The following is a 14,527-nucleotide window of genomic DNA, read 5'->3' on the forward strand; positions in this document are numbered from 1 at the left end:
GAAGTTACGGAAGCCAATATTCACGAGCAAATTATATTTTTCCAAATGGTGAAAAGGCCTTCCAATTTATTCTCAACAATTAGCAACTTCCCAAATAGGTGTTTTACCTCCCGCTTTCTTTGCCTTGATAAAAGGTTTTGGATTCAGACTTTCTGGATTCGGATTAAATAAAAAGAGCTACTAAATCAGATTTAATAGCTCTTTAAATTCATTTAAGATGGTCTAGTTTTTCAGCAAAAATCCAATACCTAATACTTGACTAAACTGCACTTTATCTGCTTGATCTTCATCGTATAGCATTATCGCACTTAGATTTACATTTAAGAATTTATTTACTTTTGCCGTTAAGATAAAATCAACTCTATGATCGAGCTTGCCCGTTTCGTAATTGCCAAACATAAAGTATCTCGTTTTGATGTTCAGATTTTCCATTACATCCTTATCAAAGTCTGACCATAACTGGAACCCACCCCATTCATTTCTGACCGTTTCACCAATTGGGACACCATAATTTTTGGGTACGTTATTATATAGAGTTGTATCAGTTACAAAAGTATGTCTGGGTGAAATAGGAGAGATCCTAACTTTGAGGTAAGAGGTTGGTACATATTCCAAACCTAAGCCATAAGTTAAGTATCCTGGATTCATAAATTTGGAAATAGTTGTTCGCACTTCTTCGTCTTGTACAGTTTCGAAATTGTAACCTGGTGCAAATTGAGTTAGAAAATTGGCGCTAAAAAAGAGATTTAGCTTTTCGCCGATATCATAACCAACTTTAGAATCGAGCAATATTCTATCCGCAGATTTTCTTGCACTTTGCCCTTTGTTACGGATGGCACCGTAAATGAAATCGAATTCATTGTTCCATGAAATTTTGCCTTTGCGATAAGAAGGTTTCAGGTTAAAGGCAGTTCCAATCGCAATAGAGCTAACTCCACCACCTGTCCAATTATCTGAAAATGCTGATTGGTTTAGGTTGACACCAAAGGAATATTTTGTTGTCCAATAAGTGGTATCCTTTTCTGTTTCTTCTTGAGCTTGAGCACCAAATGAAATGAAGAGGGCAATTAAAATTGAAAATAATGCGGGAGGTAAATTTCTCAAGTACATGATTATCAGTATTTTGTTTTAATAAATGTATCTAAAATTTTCGGAGGGCAAATATCCGAATAACCTTATAGAAATTTTAATGTTTAAACAATTATATACAAATCATATTTCAATTATTCCATTATGAAAAGAATCATTTTTTCAATTGCAGTTTTATTTATTGCCACAACATCTTGCTCAATTTTAAATTCTGGAGGAGCTTCAGTGAAAAAGCTTATAGCCAATGAATGGGAAGTAAAGAGTATTTTAGGTACAGATATTAATCCGATGAATTTTACGAGAGGAATTCCGAGCATTTCATTCAAAGAGGATGGAAATGTTACAGGCTTTGGGGGCTGTAATACTTTCTTCTCTACCTACAACCTTACAGAAACAGGTCTGGATATCAGAGATATTGCCGCAACAAGAATGGCTTGTGAAGGTGTAAGTGAAGCTCAATTTTTAAACGTACTCGAACGAGCCAACAATGTGAAATTCGATGGTAGCGAAATGATACTACTTCAAGGAGCAGAAACTCTTATGACATTTGTAAAAAAGTAATAATAATACTTAGAGGTGGCTTTTGGCCACCTTTATTTTTACCTCCCGTCTTATCCAAAGAACATATAGCCAATAAATACAGCGGCTATCAATCCCGCCAAATCGGCAATAAGTCCAGCAGTAATTGCGTAGCGCGTTTTCCGAATATTTACAGCACCAAAATACACTGCAACCACATATAATGTAGTCTCAGTACTTCCTTGCATGATAGAAGCTAATCTGCCTTGGAATGAATCTGCACCATAAGTTTGCATAGTTTCTAGCATCATTCCTCTTGCACCGCTTCCACTTAGTGGTTTCATAATGGCCGTTGGCAAAGCTCCCACGAAATCGGTGTTCAAACCAGTAAGTCCAACCAAATAAGCTGTGCCATCTACCAAATAATCCATTGCACCACTAGCACGGAACACACCAATTGCTACCAGCATGGCAATTAAATATGGAATAATCATTACAGCCATTTTGAAGCCTTCTTTGGCCCCATCAATAAATGCCTCGTAAACATTGATCTTCGCTCTCATTCCCATTAGTAGGAAAGCAATGATAATACTGAATAATATGAAGTTACTTATGATACCAGATAGTCTACTCAGTTGATCTTGAGGCATACCTGCAAACCAATAGATAACGAATGCAACAAATAAGGTAAAGCCCCCTAAATACAATAGAATAATAGGGTTGAGTAAATTTATTTTTTGAAATAGGGCTACTGTAATTAAGCCCACAAGGGTAGAAATATAGGTAGCCAATAATATTGGAATGAAAATATCTGCCGGATCGGCTGCTCCCAATTGAGCTCGGTAAACCATAATACTAATGGGAATTGCCGTAAGTCCAGAAGTATTTAAGACCAAGAACATGATTTGAGAATTGCTTGCAGTATCTTTTTGAGGATTAAGTTCTTGCATTCCCTCCATAGCTTTTAAGCCAAGAGGAGTTGCTGCATTATCCAGCCCAAGAAAATTCATCGAGAAGTTCATCAACATTGGCCCGAATACCGGGTGATTGCGGGGGATTTCAGGGAAAATTCGAGCAAATAGTGGAGAAACGGCTTTGCTCAATACAGCAATGATTCCACCTTTTTCGCCTACTCTCATTATTCCCAACCAAAGAGAAATAATGCCCGTTAAGAATAAAGAAATCTCAAAACCCGTTTTGGCCATATCGAATGTGGCACCGACGATATTTGGAAAGACTTCTGCATCTCCAAAAAAGATTAGTTTGACAAGAGCTACTACGAAGGCGATCAGAAAAAAGCCTATCCAGATATAATTTAAGGTCATGTATCAAATCAATTTGCTAAAATTAAGGAATTTTAAGACATCTATGAGGTTATTAGTAAATCATCTTAATTTTGCGGTATGCTTAGAGTTTTTATAGCCATTGCCTTGGTGAGTTTATTTGCAGTTACAGCTTGTTTGCAAGATCATGAGCCAGCCTTTTTTCCAGAAGAAATTGAGAATATCATCACCGGACTGGACTCAGCCGCATGGCAATTGGATATACTTATAGAAAATGGAAATAGAGTTACTCTAAGTGAATGTGAACAAGCGAGTTTACTTGCTTTCTACAGAACTAATAATGTTTTTCAAAACATTGATATTGCACCATTTTGTACAGCCGATGGCGGCGTAATTAATTCAGGCACATGGGAAGTGATGGTGAATGAAGAAACCAATGATCGTAGGCTAATTCTTAATTTCAGTGAAATAATTTCGCACACTTATCAAATAGAAAATATTTCTCCTTTTTCTCTGAGGTTAGTAAGAACTGTACAAAATGGTGAATCCACTTCGCAAGAAATAAGGGAATATGTGCGGGTGGAATTTGAGGAAGAGGAAAAATAATTAGGAGTAGGCTTTAAGCTGAAAAGATGTGATAGCATACAATGCAGCTGTTTCAGTTCTAAGTCTATTTTCACCTAAAGTCACCCCTTTGAAGCCAGAATCGAAAGCTTGTTTAATTTCATTTTCTGTAAAATCTCCCTCCGGACCAATTAATACAAGGGTATCATTCTGGCGATTGATGTGATGGTGAATATGCCCAATCGTTTCCATTCCCAAGTAGGCGATGAATTTATCCTCCCATTGATTAGTCTCTTTCAAAAATTCTTTAAATGGCTTAGGATCATTTATTTTACAAAGCCAAGCTTGTTGTGATTGTTTAAGAGCTGCGAGAGCAATTTTTTCCAATCTTGGCATCTTTAATCGAGGTCTTTCTGTACGATCAGTTATAGGAAAAGAGATTTCATCCAAGCCAATTTCAATTGCCTTTTCTAATAGCCATTCAATTCGATCTTGATTTTTAGTGGGCGATACGGCCAAATGAATGCGAGAGGTTTTGGGTGGGACAAGCTCAACATTCGTGATATCTACTTCACAAGTTTTGATATCTAATTTCTTTATTATTCCTCCCGCTATTTTTCCCTTACCGTCTCGAATTTCGATTTTATCACCTACTTTTTTGCGTAATACTTTTACACAGTGGCGAGCCTCTTCTTCATCTAAAAAGAGACTATTTTCATCAATATTTGGACTAAAAAAGATTGCCAAGGTTAATCGTATTTTTCAAGCAGAGTATCTACAGTGGAAATATAATCTTCCATTGCCTTTTCTTTGCTTGTACCTTTCAATCTTTCCCAAGCATTGAATTTAGCAATTGCCGCAAAGTCGAAACCTCCAGGTCTTTCTCCTTGAACGTCTCCCTCAGTAGCTTGCTTAAATAGGCTGTATAATTTCAGCAAATCTTGATTGTCCGGCTTTTCGGTCAATTGTTTGATTCTTACTTGAGCACTTTCGAAGCTTTCTTTTAATTCCATTTTTTTAAGTTTATGAAGCGTAAATTTAATAGACTGTGTATCTTAAGAAAATTTTATCGAGTTATATATTAAATAAAAATCGAGGGGGTCAATTGGAGACAAAGATTTGTATAATAGGAGCAGGGCCAAGTGGGATTACAGCAGCAAAAAACTTATTGCAAGCTGGATTTAGCAACATTGTGATTTTCGAAAGAAATACTAAAGTTGGTGGTAATTGGGTGTACAGCGAAAACTCTGGTCATTCTAGTGTTTTTGAATCTACACATATAATAAGCTCGAAGGAATTATCTCAGTACGAGGATTATCCCATGCCAGTAGATTATCCAGATTATCCATCGCATGCTCAATTACAAGCCTATTTTGAGAATTATGCTAGGCATTTTGGTGTGTATGAACTTATCCGGTTTGGTGTAAGTGTGGAAACAGCTGAACTTACCGATAGCAGCAAATGGCATATTGAGACTGATGAAACGCTGGGCGAATATGTATTTGATTATTTGTTCGTGTGCAATGGTCATCATTGGAATCCACGAATGCCTAGCTATCCTGGCGAATTCAATGGCACTTTTATGCATTCTCATGATTTCAAAAATAATCGAGGATACGAAGGCAAGAGAGTTTTGGTGATTGGTGGTGGAAATTCTGCTTGTGATATTGCTGTGGAGACAGGCAGAGTTTCTGAACAAACTGCCATAAGCTTACGACGCGGCTACTATTTTATTCCTAAGTTTTTAATGGGTAAACCGTCCGATATGCTCGGCAGTGGATTGGATTGGGTGCCGCTCAAACTTCGTGGGATTTTCACCAAATTATTATTGAAATTCTCTGTTGGCGATTTGTCTAAATATGGCTTGCAGAAACCTGAACATGGCGTTTTTGAAGCGCATCCTGTAGTGAATTCTGAATTACTTTATTTTATCCGCCACGGCAAAATTCATCCAAGAGTTGATATTGAGAGGTTTGATGGTGACTACATAATCTTCAAAGACGGAAAGCGGGAGAAATTTGATACGGTAATTGCGGCAACAGGCTACAAAATCACTTTCCCATTTTTCTCTAAAGATTTTATCGATTATACAGAAGGTCCCGTCCCGCTTTACAAGCATATTTTCCATCCTGAAATCAACAATCTCTTTTTTATAGGATTGGTGCAGCCATTTGGTTGTATTTGGCCGCTTTCTGATCTGCAATCGAAATTGGCTGCGAATTTTCTGAAAGGGAATTACCAATTGCCGAATAATGTGCAAGCTGAAATTGATAAGCGAATTCAAGAAAATACTAGGCAATTTATGAATACTCCACGCCATTCTGTGCAGGTATTCTATCATAAATACAGAAAGGAATTGCTTAAAGAAATCCCTGCAAATGCGCCAAAATGGAAGTTCCAAAAAGATGCTAAAAGTGTATGAAAAGGGTATTAATAACTGGTGCAGCTAAAGGAATTGGAAAGGCTATGGCCGTTCATTTTAGTGAGAAAGGCTTTGAAGTAATTGCCACAGATTTGGATGAGGATGGCTTGCAAACACTTAAGAAAGAGCATGAAAATATAAGTACATATTCACAAGATGTCCGTAATTATGAAGCCTGGCTCCATTTGGCAAGTGAACTAGAAGAAAGCGGAAGGTTGCCGGATATTTTGATAAATAATGCCGGTGTAATAAGATCTGGTTTAAGTTATGAGCAAAGTGCTGAAGATATTGATTTGCAGCTAGATGTAAATACCAAAGGGCTTATCTATGGCACCAATGTGATTGGAGCCAAAATGGTAGAAAGAGGAAGCGGTCATATTATCAATATTGCTTCATTAGCAGGAATTGCTCCTGTCTATGGATTGAGTATGTATTGCGCTTCTAAATTTGCAGCTCGTGGTTTTACATTAGCAGCAGCACAGGAGTTTGCAGACAAAGGCATATTCGTAACTTGTATTTGCCCCGATGGCACCAATACGCCAATGTTTGAAAGTATGGCTGCTGAACCAAGTTTGGCAATGGCATTTTCAGCAAAACGAATCCTCGAAACTAAAGATATTATTGTAGCTGTGGAAAAGGCTTTGAAAAATAAATCCCTAGAAATTACACTCCCGCTTTCCCGTGGCATTATCTCAAAGCTCGCCAGTCTCAATATCAGAATGGGAATTCTGCTGAAAAACAAACTCCTCAAAAAGGGCAGAAGTAATCAGCAAGTTTATGCTAAAAAGATGGAAAAGTAAATTCCATAAAAAAGCCCAAATTCTATTGAAGAATATGGGCTTAAATATTTGATTAAAAGATATTTATGCAAATGCTGGAATGCCTGTAATATCATGTCCTAATATCAATAAATGGATATCATGAGTTCCTTCATAAGTTATTACAGATTCCAAATTCATCATGTGGCGCATGATTGGATAGTCGCCAGTAATGCCCATTCCACCATGTATTTGACGCGCCTCACGAGCAATATTTAAGGCTACTTCCACATTGTTTCTTTTTGCTAAGGATATTTGAGCAGTTGTCGCTTTCCCTTCGTTCATCAATTGTCCTAAGCGTTGATTTAGTAGTTGTGCTTTGGTAATTTCTGTTAGCATTTCAGCTAATTTTTTCTGTACCAATTGGAAGCTCGCGATTGGCTTATCAAACTGAATTCGCTCCATTGCATATCTTCTGGCACTATCATAGCAATCCATCGCAGCACCTATGGCACCCCAAGCTATGCCGTATCTTGCAGAGTCCAAGCACATCATCGGCGCTCCTAATCCATCTTTGCCAGGCAGGATATTTTCTTTCGGGATTTTTACATTATCAAAAACCAATTCACCGGTACAGCTTGCTCTCAACGACCATTTCCCATGAATTTCCGGTGTTGTAAAGCCTTCCATTCCGCGCTCTACAATGACGCCCTTTATTCTTCCCGCTTCATTTTTGGCCCATACAACTGCAATATCAGCGTGAGGACTATTGCTAATCCACATTTTGGAGCCATTCAATAGATAATGGTCGCCCATATCCTTTATGTTAGTGACCATTCCTCCCGGGTTTGATCCAAAATCTGGCTCAGTCAAACCAAAGCAGCCAAGCATTTCTCCTTTGGCAAGTTTTGGAAGATACTTTTGACGCTGTTCTTCTGATCCGAATCTGTAAATTGGATACATCACTAATGAACCTTGCACCGAAGCTGTAGAGCGCATTCCGCTATCCCCACGTTCTACCTCTTGCATGATCAGTCCGTAAGAAATATAGTCTAGTCCCGGACAGCCATATTCTTCTGGTAATTGTGGCCCAAATACACCCATATCTCCAAATTTCTTCACAATCTCATTTGGAAAATGGCAGTCTTGAGACCATTTCTCAATATTTGGAGAGATTTCCTGCTTTACAAAATCCCGAATAGTTTGCCTTATAAGTCGATGTTCTTCGCTCAGCAAATCATCAATATTGTAAAAATCTGGCGACTCAAATAGGTCATTTTTGTCTTTAGCTTTTTTATTTTCTACCGAAGAGCTCATAGTCATTTTTTTGTTTCGAATTAATCTTTCAATTTTATAACCCACCATAATGACTTGGGTTATGCCACAAAAGCAAATTTCTGCCAATATACTTGATCGGATAGAAAAATTAGAAGAAAAGTTCGAAGCAATGGGCCAAGACTTGGCTTCTTATCTCGATGGTCTATTATATGCCGATTATCTTAAATATTGGGAATACATACATTTGGATACACTATTAAGTCTTCAACATCCAAAAACTGCCTTTCCAGACGAAAGTATATTCATTATCTATCATCAAATTACGGAGCTTTACTTCAAGCTAATTATAAAAGAGATAGATCAGGCTTTAGAAATGTTTCCTGCAAATAATGCTGAAATGCTTATGCGTTTGAAACGGATAAATAATTACATCGGCCATTTATCAAATTCATTTTCGATAATGGAGCTTGGTATGGAACGAGAGCAATTTTTGAAATTTCGGATGGCGCTATTACCGGCGAGTGGATTTCAGTCTGCCCAATATCGGATTATCGAATTGAAATGTACAGATTTGGTAAACTTGCTTAAGGAAGAGGACAGAGCTCAATTAAAAGGTGATGAAACCCAAGAAGAATTGCTTGATGTAATTTATTGGAAAAGCGGAGCCACAGAGCTTTCGACTGGTAAAAAGACGTTGACGCTGAAGCACTTTGAAGAGAGATACAGCGAAACATTTCTTCAATTAACTGAAAAGCACAAATCGAATAATTTGCTGCGTGTATGGCAAAATCACTATGAAAATAGCGCTGAGGCTGATAAGATTAAAAATGAATTGCGGAAATTAGATTCCTTACTAAATATTCATTGGCGATTGGCTCATTACAAATCGGCAGTGAAATACTTGCAAAAAGATCCTGTTGATATAGCCGCTACAGGTGGAACAAATTGGCAAAAATACCTCCCGCCAATGTTCCAACGAATTATCTTTTTCCCTGAACTTTGGAATGATAAAGAGCGGGAGGAATGGGGCAAAGCTTGGGTTTTGGAGCAATTAGGAATTCCTAAACCATAAGGCAATTTTCGAAAGAAGCATTTTCCAGAAATAATTGACCAAATTTGCAAATCATTTGGAGATAAGACTCCACAAAACATTATGCAAAAAACACTTGACATTGCAGTAAGTCCGCAAGAGGCGGCAACACCTGAATTACTCAAGCTCATCTTACAGCAAGAAGCCGGAATCCCATTAGATTTAGGTTTCAATTATCAAATTCAAAAGCGTTCCATTGATGCGCGAGGGCGCAAAGTCAAAATTCGACTTCGAGTAGATATATTTGAGAATGAGCCTGTAAAGCCACTTTTTTCTGGTAAATTTCCTTATCCCAATGTATCAAATTCTCAGCCTGTAATTATTGTAGGTGCAGGTCCGGCAGGCTTATTTGCAGCTCTTAGGTTGATAGAGCTTGGATTGAAACCCATCATTCTCGAACGTGGCAAAGATGTAAGAAGTCGCCGAAGGGATATTGCGGACATCAATAAAAAGCATATCGTAAATTCCGATTCCAATTATTGTTTTGGAGAAGGCGGTGCAGGTACTTATTCCGATGGTAAGCTCTACACACGATCTAAAAAGCGTGGAGATCTTAAGCGGATTTTAGAAATTTTTGTAGCACATGGAGCTACTGATCAGATTTTGGTTGATGCGCATCCGCATATTGGTACGAATAAATTACCAAATGTAGTTGCCTCAATTAGAGAAAGTATAGTTGAAGCGGGAGGTGAAATCCATTTTGATAGTAGAGTGGAGGATTTTATTATCAGCAATTCTCAAATTACCGGAGTAAAAATCGCTGGAGGCGTTAGCTTCAATACCAAGGCAGTTTTGCTTGCAACTGGCCATTCAGCTCGTGATATTTTCAGATTACTGCAAAGAAAAGGCGTGCATATCGAAGCAAAACCTTTTGCACTCGGGGTTCGAATCGAGCATCCACAAAGTGTAATTGACAGTATCCAATATCATTGCGATAGTCGAGGTGAATATTTGCCTGCAGCAAGTTATTCTTTGGTAGATCAAGTTAAGCTTAAGAAATCACAACATGGCGTTTTCTCGTTTTGCATGTGTCCTGGAGGGTTTATTGTACCTTCCGCAACTTCTCCTGGCGAGGTGGTTGTCAATGGAATGAGCCCATCGCGTCGTGATTCCAAATTTGCTAATTCGGGAATTGTGGTGTCAGTAGAATTGGAGCATTTGAAGGAATTCCAACAATACAAGGAATTGGCCGCAATGGAGTTTCAAGCTGCTGTTGAGCAGAAAGCTTGGGCAATGGGAGGGAAAACACAAACAGCTCCGGCACAGCGAATGGTAGATTTTGTGGAAGGGAAATTCTCCAGTACGTTACCAGAAACAAGCTATCAACCTGGTTTGGAATCAGTCCAAATGCGGGAGGTATTACCAGATTTTATTGCCGAAAGTTTGCGACAAGGATTTCGATCGTTTGGTAAGAAAATGCGTGGTTATTTAAGTAATGATGCAGTGATTGTAGGAGTGGAAAGTCGTACTTCTTCACCAGTAAGAATTCCTAGAGATCCGATTACATTGGAGCATCAGCAAATCGCTGGTTTATTTCCATGTGGCGAAGGTGCAGGATATGCGGGAGGAATAGTTTCCGCAGCTATGGATGGCGAAAGAGTTGCTGAGCAGATTGCTGTGAAAATGGGTAAAACTATTTCTTTCTAATATGGAATATCCTCATCATGAGGATCTTTGTTAGGGAAATTCAATCTCTCCTCAAGCTGCTTTTCTAGTTCAGGGGTGATCAAATGCTCAATGGTTTCGGCTTCATCATGCACTTGATCTGGCGTTTTGTTTAGGAATTCAGATAGGTATAGTTCCCAAAGCCTGTGGAGTTTCACAACACGTTTTGCGAGGATTAGTCCATTATCACTTAAATCAAGCGAGCGATTATCAAGCTTAATCAATCCTTTCTTAGCAAGCCTTCTAATGCTTTTATGAAAGCGATCTTCTTGCATTGGTCGCTTTTCTAATAATTCGCTGAAAGTAAAAGTTTGCTTTAAATGCTTTTCATCCTCCCGCAAATGGTACAAACCTTTTAGAATATTCTCATCGGTGATTTTCTGCTGATTTCGCTTTTGTAATCTAGCCAATGGAATAATTCCTTTTTCTGGTGCAAAGAAGAAAGAGAAAAAAGCAATGAAACTGACCACCACCACAATCCAAGGTCCAGTAGGCATTGCAGGCGCTAAATAGGAAATATAGGCTCCAGCTAAACCAGAAAATCCACCAAAGATGGCTGCAAGAACAAGCATTTTCTTTAGACTATTCGTCCAATAGCGAGCGGCCGCTGGAGGAGTAATGAGCATGGCAGCCATCAACACCACTCCAACAGCTTGTATACCGGCCACCACTGCCAAAACCGTCATAGAAGTGGATATAAACTCGATGAATTTCACAGGTAATCCCATGCTTTGCGCAAAATCCTTATTGAAAGCAAGTAATTGAAATTCTTTGAAGAATAGGACTACCAAAACAATAAGTGCAATAGCCACAAATGAAAATACGATAAGATCGTTTCCGACTAATGCAGCGGCTTTACCAAATAGGAATTGATCTAAACCAGATTGTGCTGCATTTCCGGATTTTTGAATCCATGTTAATAATAGTATTCCTAAACCGAAAAATGTAGAGAGAATGAATGCAATTGCCGAATCTTCCTTGATTCTACTTTTGGAAATAATCTTATCCATTAGCAAAAGAGAAAGCCAGCCAGTAATAAATGCCCCGATGATAATCCATAATGGATCTTTGACACCAGAGAGGATAAATCCCAAGCAAACACCGGGTAAAACAGAATGGGCTACAGCATCGCCAACAAGGGCTTTTTTGCGCAGAAAAGTAAAGCAACCAACAATTGCAGCCGAAGAGGTTACCAATATGGCACCGAAGGTTACGTACCGCACATTGGCATTGCTAAAGCTGAAAAAGTCCCAGAATGTTTCCATTATTTCTCTCGCTCAGGGAATCGCTTATTCTTCATCAAATCACCTACTTCAGTTAAAAGCGTCAATTTCCCACCATAAGTGTCTTGCAGATTTTTGTCTGTAAAGACTGTTTCAGTTGGGCCAGCTGCAATTAGCCGCAAATTGAGTAAAATAGAATAATCAAAATAGGAGGGAGCAGATTGCAAATCATGGTGCACTGCTATAATGGTTTTGCCCTCCTGCGACATATCTCTAAGCAAATCTATTATTGCCTTTTCGGTAGATGCATCTACACCCGCAAATGGTTCGTCAAGAAAATATAAATCCGCTTCTTGCGCTAAGGCTCGGGCTAAAAATACTCTTTGCTGTTGGCCGCCAGACAACTGACTAATTTGTCGGGAGGCAAAACTTTCCATCCCTACTTTTTCCAAAGCCTCCATGGCAATTCGCTTATCTTCTTTTCCAGCTCTTTTGAAAAGCCCTAATTTCCCATACCTTCCCATAAGTACCACATCATAAGCTGAAGCAGGAAAATCCCAATCTACACTTTCGCGCTGTGGTACATAGCTAATTCTGTTTCGAACCTCTGCCAATGGTTTTCCAAATATCTTCACGTCTCCTGCTGTAGCCGGAATCAAATCCATCATCGTTTTGATAAAGGTGGACTTTCCAGCTCCATTTGGACCAACAATACAAGCCAAAGCTCCCTGAGGAACTTCCAAATAAATGCTCCACAAAACAGGCTTCTTTTGATAGCCAGCAGTTAAATCTCTTACAACTAAAGCAGGTTCCTTATTGCTCATTTTGCCCTCCAAGTCCAGCTACGATTATGCTTACATTATGCTTTACCATTCCAATATAGGTTCCTTTTTCAGTTCCAGCTTCGCCCATGGCGTCGGAGAATAAGCTACCTCCAATTTTCACATCATGGCCTTCAGCTTTACAACCTTCTACCACGGCATTTATGGCTTTATCCGAAACTGAGCTTTCTACATAAATGGACGAAATTTGTCTTTCTACTAAGAATGAAACTAAGTCCGATACATCTCGCAAACCGAATTCTGAAAGAGTAGACAATCCTTGTAAACCATATACTTCGATATTGTACGCAAGTCCAAAATACTGGAATGCATCATGTGCAGTTACCAATACCCTTTTGTCGGAGGGTATTGTATTGATTTCAGTAGCTGTCCACTTATCAAGTTCTCTCAACTCTTGAATAAATCGATCTCCATTTTGCCTCAAGGCTTCAGCCTGGAATAAGTTAGTTCCTTCAAGCGCTGGAATTAGCAATTGAATCATATCCGCCCATAATGCTACATCGAACCAAATATGTGGATCGGTAACATTATCTACAGTATATCTGATTTTATCATCAGGGAGTAATTCGGCTGCAGCAATTATGGTTTTTTGTCGTGCAAGTTTTTGCATCACTTCGGCCATTTTGCCTTCTAGGTACAAGCCATTATAGATAATCAAATCTGCATCTTGAAGTTTTGCCAAATCTCCTTGAGTTGCTTTGTATAAGTGTGGATCTACCCCAGGTCCCATTAGCGATACAATTGTAGCCTGATCGCCAAGTAAATTTTGTAATGCATCTCCAAGCATTCCTGTAGTGCAAACGATTAATGGCTTTCCGTCTACTTTAGTAGTCTTATCGCTATTGCATGAGCTTACAATCACAAAAAAAGGAAGCAATAAAAACAAAATGGATACTTTGAAATTTAGCTTCATCGTTTAGTGATTAACAAATTTGTGGCAACTTCTTTAGAAATAAATAGTGTCTTTTTGTCTTCGAGAAGGATTTCAACGGAGCCATCAAATTCGACCTTTTCCAGCACTTTTACCTTGGCTCCAATGTAGGCACCAATTTTATCAAGGTGTCGAAGGAAAAGCGAATTTGTATCTCTTACACCAACTAAAAGTCCGCTCTGGTTCGGTTCCATTTCTGATAATGCCATTTGAGGCATCGATTGAAATTCTCCACTCTCATCGGGAATCGGATCACCATGTGGGTCGAACTTTGGATAGCCTAAAAACTCATCTAATCTTTTCACCAAAGTAGGAGAGTCGATGTGTTCTAATTGTTCGGCAATCTCATGTACTTCGTCCCAATTAAAGCTCAACTTCTCGACCAAAAAAACTTCCCAAAGTCGATGCTTTCGAATTATCTGAAGAGCGACTCTTTTGCCTTTTTCTGAGATGTTCACTCCTTGATATTTCTTGTATTCGATTAGCTCTTTCTTTGCAAGTTTTTTTAGCATATCACTCACGCTGGCTGCGGTCGTTTCTAATCGCTCCGCAAGCGCATTGGTGCTCACAGATTCCTCCTCCTCTGTAGATAGGTGATAGATAGCTTTTAAGTAATTCTCTTCGGAAAGGGTGAAAATTTCTGTCATTTTTACTGATTATTAGACAAATCTAAAAATAATTTTTAAACAAACCTAAAAACACTAAAAAAGTGCATTTAGGCTTAAAATTCGATGGTTTAGATAAGACTAAAAATAAGTTTAGATGAAATAATTTAAGCAAATTGAATTTATCACTTGGTTGATTTCAATCAACTTGGAATTGAATATTGGCCCAGCTTTATGGCTTAGTTGTATAGAAAACAG

At 38.6% G+C, this 14,527-nt stretch carries 15 protein-coding genes; 6 read left to right on the forward strand and 9 right to left on the reverse strand.

Translation table 11 applies throughout. The features are described 5' to 3' along the window. Positions 1–222 precede the first annotated feature (222 nt). Positions 223–1,110, reverse strand: coding sequence for a DUF3078 domain-containing protein (locus tag ACOXY8_RS00715; protein WP_458329634.1), 888 nt, complete (start codon positions 1,108–1,110; stop codon positions 223–225). Positions 1,111–1,233: 123 nt separating this feature from the next. Between ACOXY8_RS00715 and ACOXY8_RS00720 the strand changes: the two genes are divergently transcribed. Then, on the forward strand, positions 1,234–1,650 hold the full coding sequence (locus ACOXY8_RS00720) for an META domain-containing protein (RefSeq protein ID WP_458329635.1): 417 nt from the start codon (positions 1,234–1,236) through the stop codon (positions 1,648–1,650). A gap of 50 nt (positions 1,651–1,700) precedes the next feature. Here the strand turns inward: ACOXY8_RS00720 and ACOXY8_RS00725 are convergent, their stop codons facing one another. Continuing rightward, positions 1,701–2,933, reverse strand: coding sequence for a nucleoside recognition domain-containing protein (locus ACOXY8_RS00725; protein WP_458329636.1), 1,233 nt, complete (start codon positions 2,931–2,933; stop codon positions 1,701–1,703). Positions 2,934–3,011: 78 nt separating this feature from the next. On the opposite strand from ACOXY8_RS00725, the gene ACOXY8_RS00730 reads away from it, so the two are divergent. Next, the gene (locus ACOXY8_RS00730) at positions 3,012–3,497 is read left to right on the forward strand and encodes a lipocalin family protein (RefSeq protein ID WP_458329637.1); all 486 of its coding nucleotides are present in this window, start codon (positions 3,012–3,014) and stop codon (positions 3,495–3,497) included. Here the strand turns inward: ACOXY8_RS00730 and ACOXY8_RS00735 are convergent, their stop codons facing one another. Continuing rightward, positions 3,498–4,202: an RsmE family RNA methyltransferase gene (locus ACOXY8_RS00735; RefSeq protein WP_458329638.1), complete on the reverse strand. Its 705-nt coding sequence runs from the start codon at positions 4,200–4,202 to the stop codon at positions 3,498–3,500. A 2-nt stretch (positions 4,203–4,204) separates the two neighbouring features. Then, positions 4,205–4,468: an acyl-CoA-binding protein gene (locus ACOXY8_RS00740; protein ID WP_458329639.1), complete on the reverse strand. Its 264-nt coding sequence runs from the start codon at positions 4,466–4,468 to the stop codon at positions 4,205–4,207. 92 nt (positions 4,469–4,560) lie between these two features. On the opposite strand from ACOXY8_RS00740, the gene ACOXY8_RS00745 reads away from it, so the two are divergent. Continuing rightward, positions 4,561–5,877, forward strand: a complete 1,317-nt coding sequence (locus ACOXY8_RS00745; protein WP_458329640.1) for a flavin-containing monooxygenase — start codon at positions 4,561–4,563, stop codon at positions 5,875–5,877. After that, positions 5,874–6,677 (forward strand): SDR family NAD(P)-dependent oxidoreductase, encoded by an 804-nt coding sequence (locus ACOXY8_RS00750; RefSeq protein WP_458329641.1) that lies wholly within the window; start codon positions 5,874–5,876, stop codon positions 6,675–6,677. Before ACOXY8_RS00745 ends, ACOXY8_RS00750 begins: the two co-directional genes overlap by 4 nt. 63 nt (positions 6,678–6,740) lie before the next feature. On the opposite strand, the gene ACOXY8_RS00755 is transcribed toward ACOXY8_RS00750, so the two are convergent. Continuing rightward, positions 6,741–7,952, reverse strand: coding sequence for an acyl-CoA dehydrogenase family protein (locus ACOXY8_RS00755; protein ID WP_458329642.1), 1,212 nt, complete (start codon positions 7,950–7,952; stop codon positions 6,741–6,743). A gap of 61 nt (positions 7,953–8,013) precedes the next feature. On the opposite strand from ACOXY8_RS00755, the gene ACOXY8_RS00760 reads away from it, so the two are divergent. Both ACOXY8_RS00760 and ACOXY8_RS00765 read left to right on the forward strand, forming a co-directional pair. Then, positions 8,014–8,985 (forward strand): tryptophan 2,3-dioxygenase family protein, encoded by a 972-nt coding sequence (locus ACOXY8_RS00760; protein ID WP_458329643.1) that lies wholly within the window; start codon positions 8,014–8,016, stop codon positions 8,983–8,985. An 81-nt stretch (positions 8,986–9,066) separates the two neighbouring features. Continuing rightward, the gene (locus ACOXY8_RS00765; protein ID WP_458329644.1) at positions 9,067–10,650 is read left to right on the forward strand and encodes an NAD(P)/FAD-dependent oxidoreductase; all 1,584 of its coding nucleotides are present in this window, start codon (positions 9,067–9,069) and stop codon (positions 10,648–10,650) included. On the opposite strand, the gene ACOXY8_RS00770 is transcribed toward ACOXY8_RS00765, so the two are convergent. Genes ACOXY8_RS00770 through ACOXY8_RS00785 form a run of 4 tightly spaced genes read right to left on the reverse strand, consistent with a single transcriptional unit; the run spans position 10,647 to position 14,311 of the window. After that, the gene (locus ACOXY8_RS00770) at positions 10,647–11,933 is read right to left on the reverse strand and encodes a metal ABC transporter permease (protein ID WP_458329645.1); all 1,287 of its coding nucleotides are present in this window, start codon (positions 11,931–11,933) and stop codon (positions 10,647–10,649) included. The genes ACOXY8_RS00765 and ACOXY8_RS00770 overlap by 4 nt on opposite strands. Continuing rightward, positions 11,933–12,715, reverse strand: a complete 783-nt coding sequence (locus tag ACOXY8_RS00775; RefSeq protein WP_458329647.1) for a metal ABC transporter ATP-binding protein — start codon at positions 12,713–12,715, stop codon at positions 11,933–11,935. Before ACOXY8_RS00775 ends, ACOXY8_RS00770 begins: the two co-directional genes overlap by 1 nt. Continuing rightward, the gene (locus tag ACOXY8_RS00780) at positions 12,705–13,646 is read right to left on the reverse strand and encodes a metal ABC transporter solute-binding protein, Zn/Mn family (protein ID WP_458329648.1); all 942 of its coding nucleotides are present in this window, start codon (positions 13,644–13,646) and stop codon (positions 12,705–12,707) included. The genes ACOXY8_RS00775 and ACOXY8_RS00780 overlap by 11 nt, the downstream gene beginning before the upstream one ends. Then, a complete protein-coding gene (locus ACOXY8_RS00785; protein ID WP_458329649.1) occupies positions 13,643–14,311 on the reverse strand; it encodes a metal-dependent transcriptional regulator in 669 nt (222 codons plus the stop codon). The genes ACOXY8_RS00780 and ACOXY8_RS00785 overlap by 4 nt, the downstream gene beginning before the upstream one ends. Positions 14,312–14,527 lie beyond the last annotated feature (216 nt).

Source organism: Peijinzhouia sedimentorum (assembly GCF_049340005.1).
Lineage (GTDB): Bacteria > Bacteroidota > Bacteroidia > Cytophagales > Cyclobacteriaceae > CAXBDP01.

Coding starts and splice junctions, on each gene's coding strand:
- ACOXY8_RS00785 (WP_458329649.1), bottom strand. CDS start 14,311: ATGACAGAAATTTTCACCCTTTCCGAAGAGAATTACTTAAAAGCTATC.
- ACOXY8_RS00740 (WP_458329639.1), bottom strand. CDS start 4,468: ATGGAATTAAAAGAAAGCTTCGAAAGTGCTCAAGTAAGAATCAAACAA.
- ACOXY8_RS00770 (WP_458329645.1), bottom strand. CDS start 11,933: ATGGAAACATTCTGGGACTTTTTCAGCTTTAGCAATGCCAATGTGCGG.
- ACOXY8_RS00760 (WP_458329643.1), top strand. CDS start 8,014: ATGCCACAAAAGCAAATTTCTGCCAATATACTTGATCGGATAGAAAAA.
- ACOXY8_RS00730 (WP_458329637.1), top strand. CDS start 3,012: ATGCTTAGAGTTTTTATAGCCATTGCCTTGGTGAGTTTATTTGCAGTT.
- ACOXY8_RS00720 (WP_458329635.1), top strand. CDS start 1,234: ATGAAAAGAATCATTTTTTCAATTGCAGTTTTATTTATTGCCACAACA.
- ACOXY8_RS00715 (WP_458329634.1), bottom strand. CDS start 1,110: ATGTACTTGAGAAATTTACCTCCCGCATTATTTTCAATTTTAATTGCC.
- ACOXY8_RS00755 (WP_458329642.1), bottom strand. CDS start 7,952: ATGAGCTCTTCGGTAGAAAATAAAAAAGCTAAAGACAAAAATGACCTA.
- ACOXY8_RS00750 (WP_458329641.1), top strand. CDS start 5,874: ATGAAAAGGGTATTAATAACTGGTGCAGCTAAAGGAATTGGAAAGGCT.
- ACOXY8_RS00780 (WP_458329648.1), bottom strand. CDS start 13,646: ATGAAGCTAAATTTCAAAGTATCCATTTTGTTTTTATTGCTTCCTTTT.
- ACOXY8_RS00765 (WP_458329644.1), top strand. CDS start 9,067: ATGCAAAAAACACTTGACATTGCAGTAAGTCCGCAAGAGGCGGCAACA.
- ACOXY8_RS00775 (WP_458329647.1), bottom strand. CDS start 12,715: ATGAGCAATAAGGAACCTGCTTTAGTTGTAAGAGATTTAACTGCTGGC.
- ACOXY8_RS00725 (WP_458329636.1), bottom strand. CDS start 2,933: ATGACCTTAAATTATATCTGGATAGGCTTTTTTCTGATCGCCTTCGTA.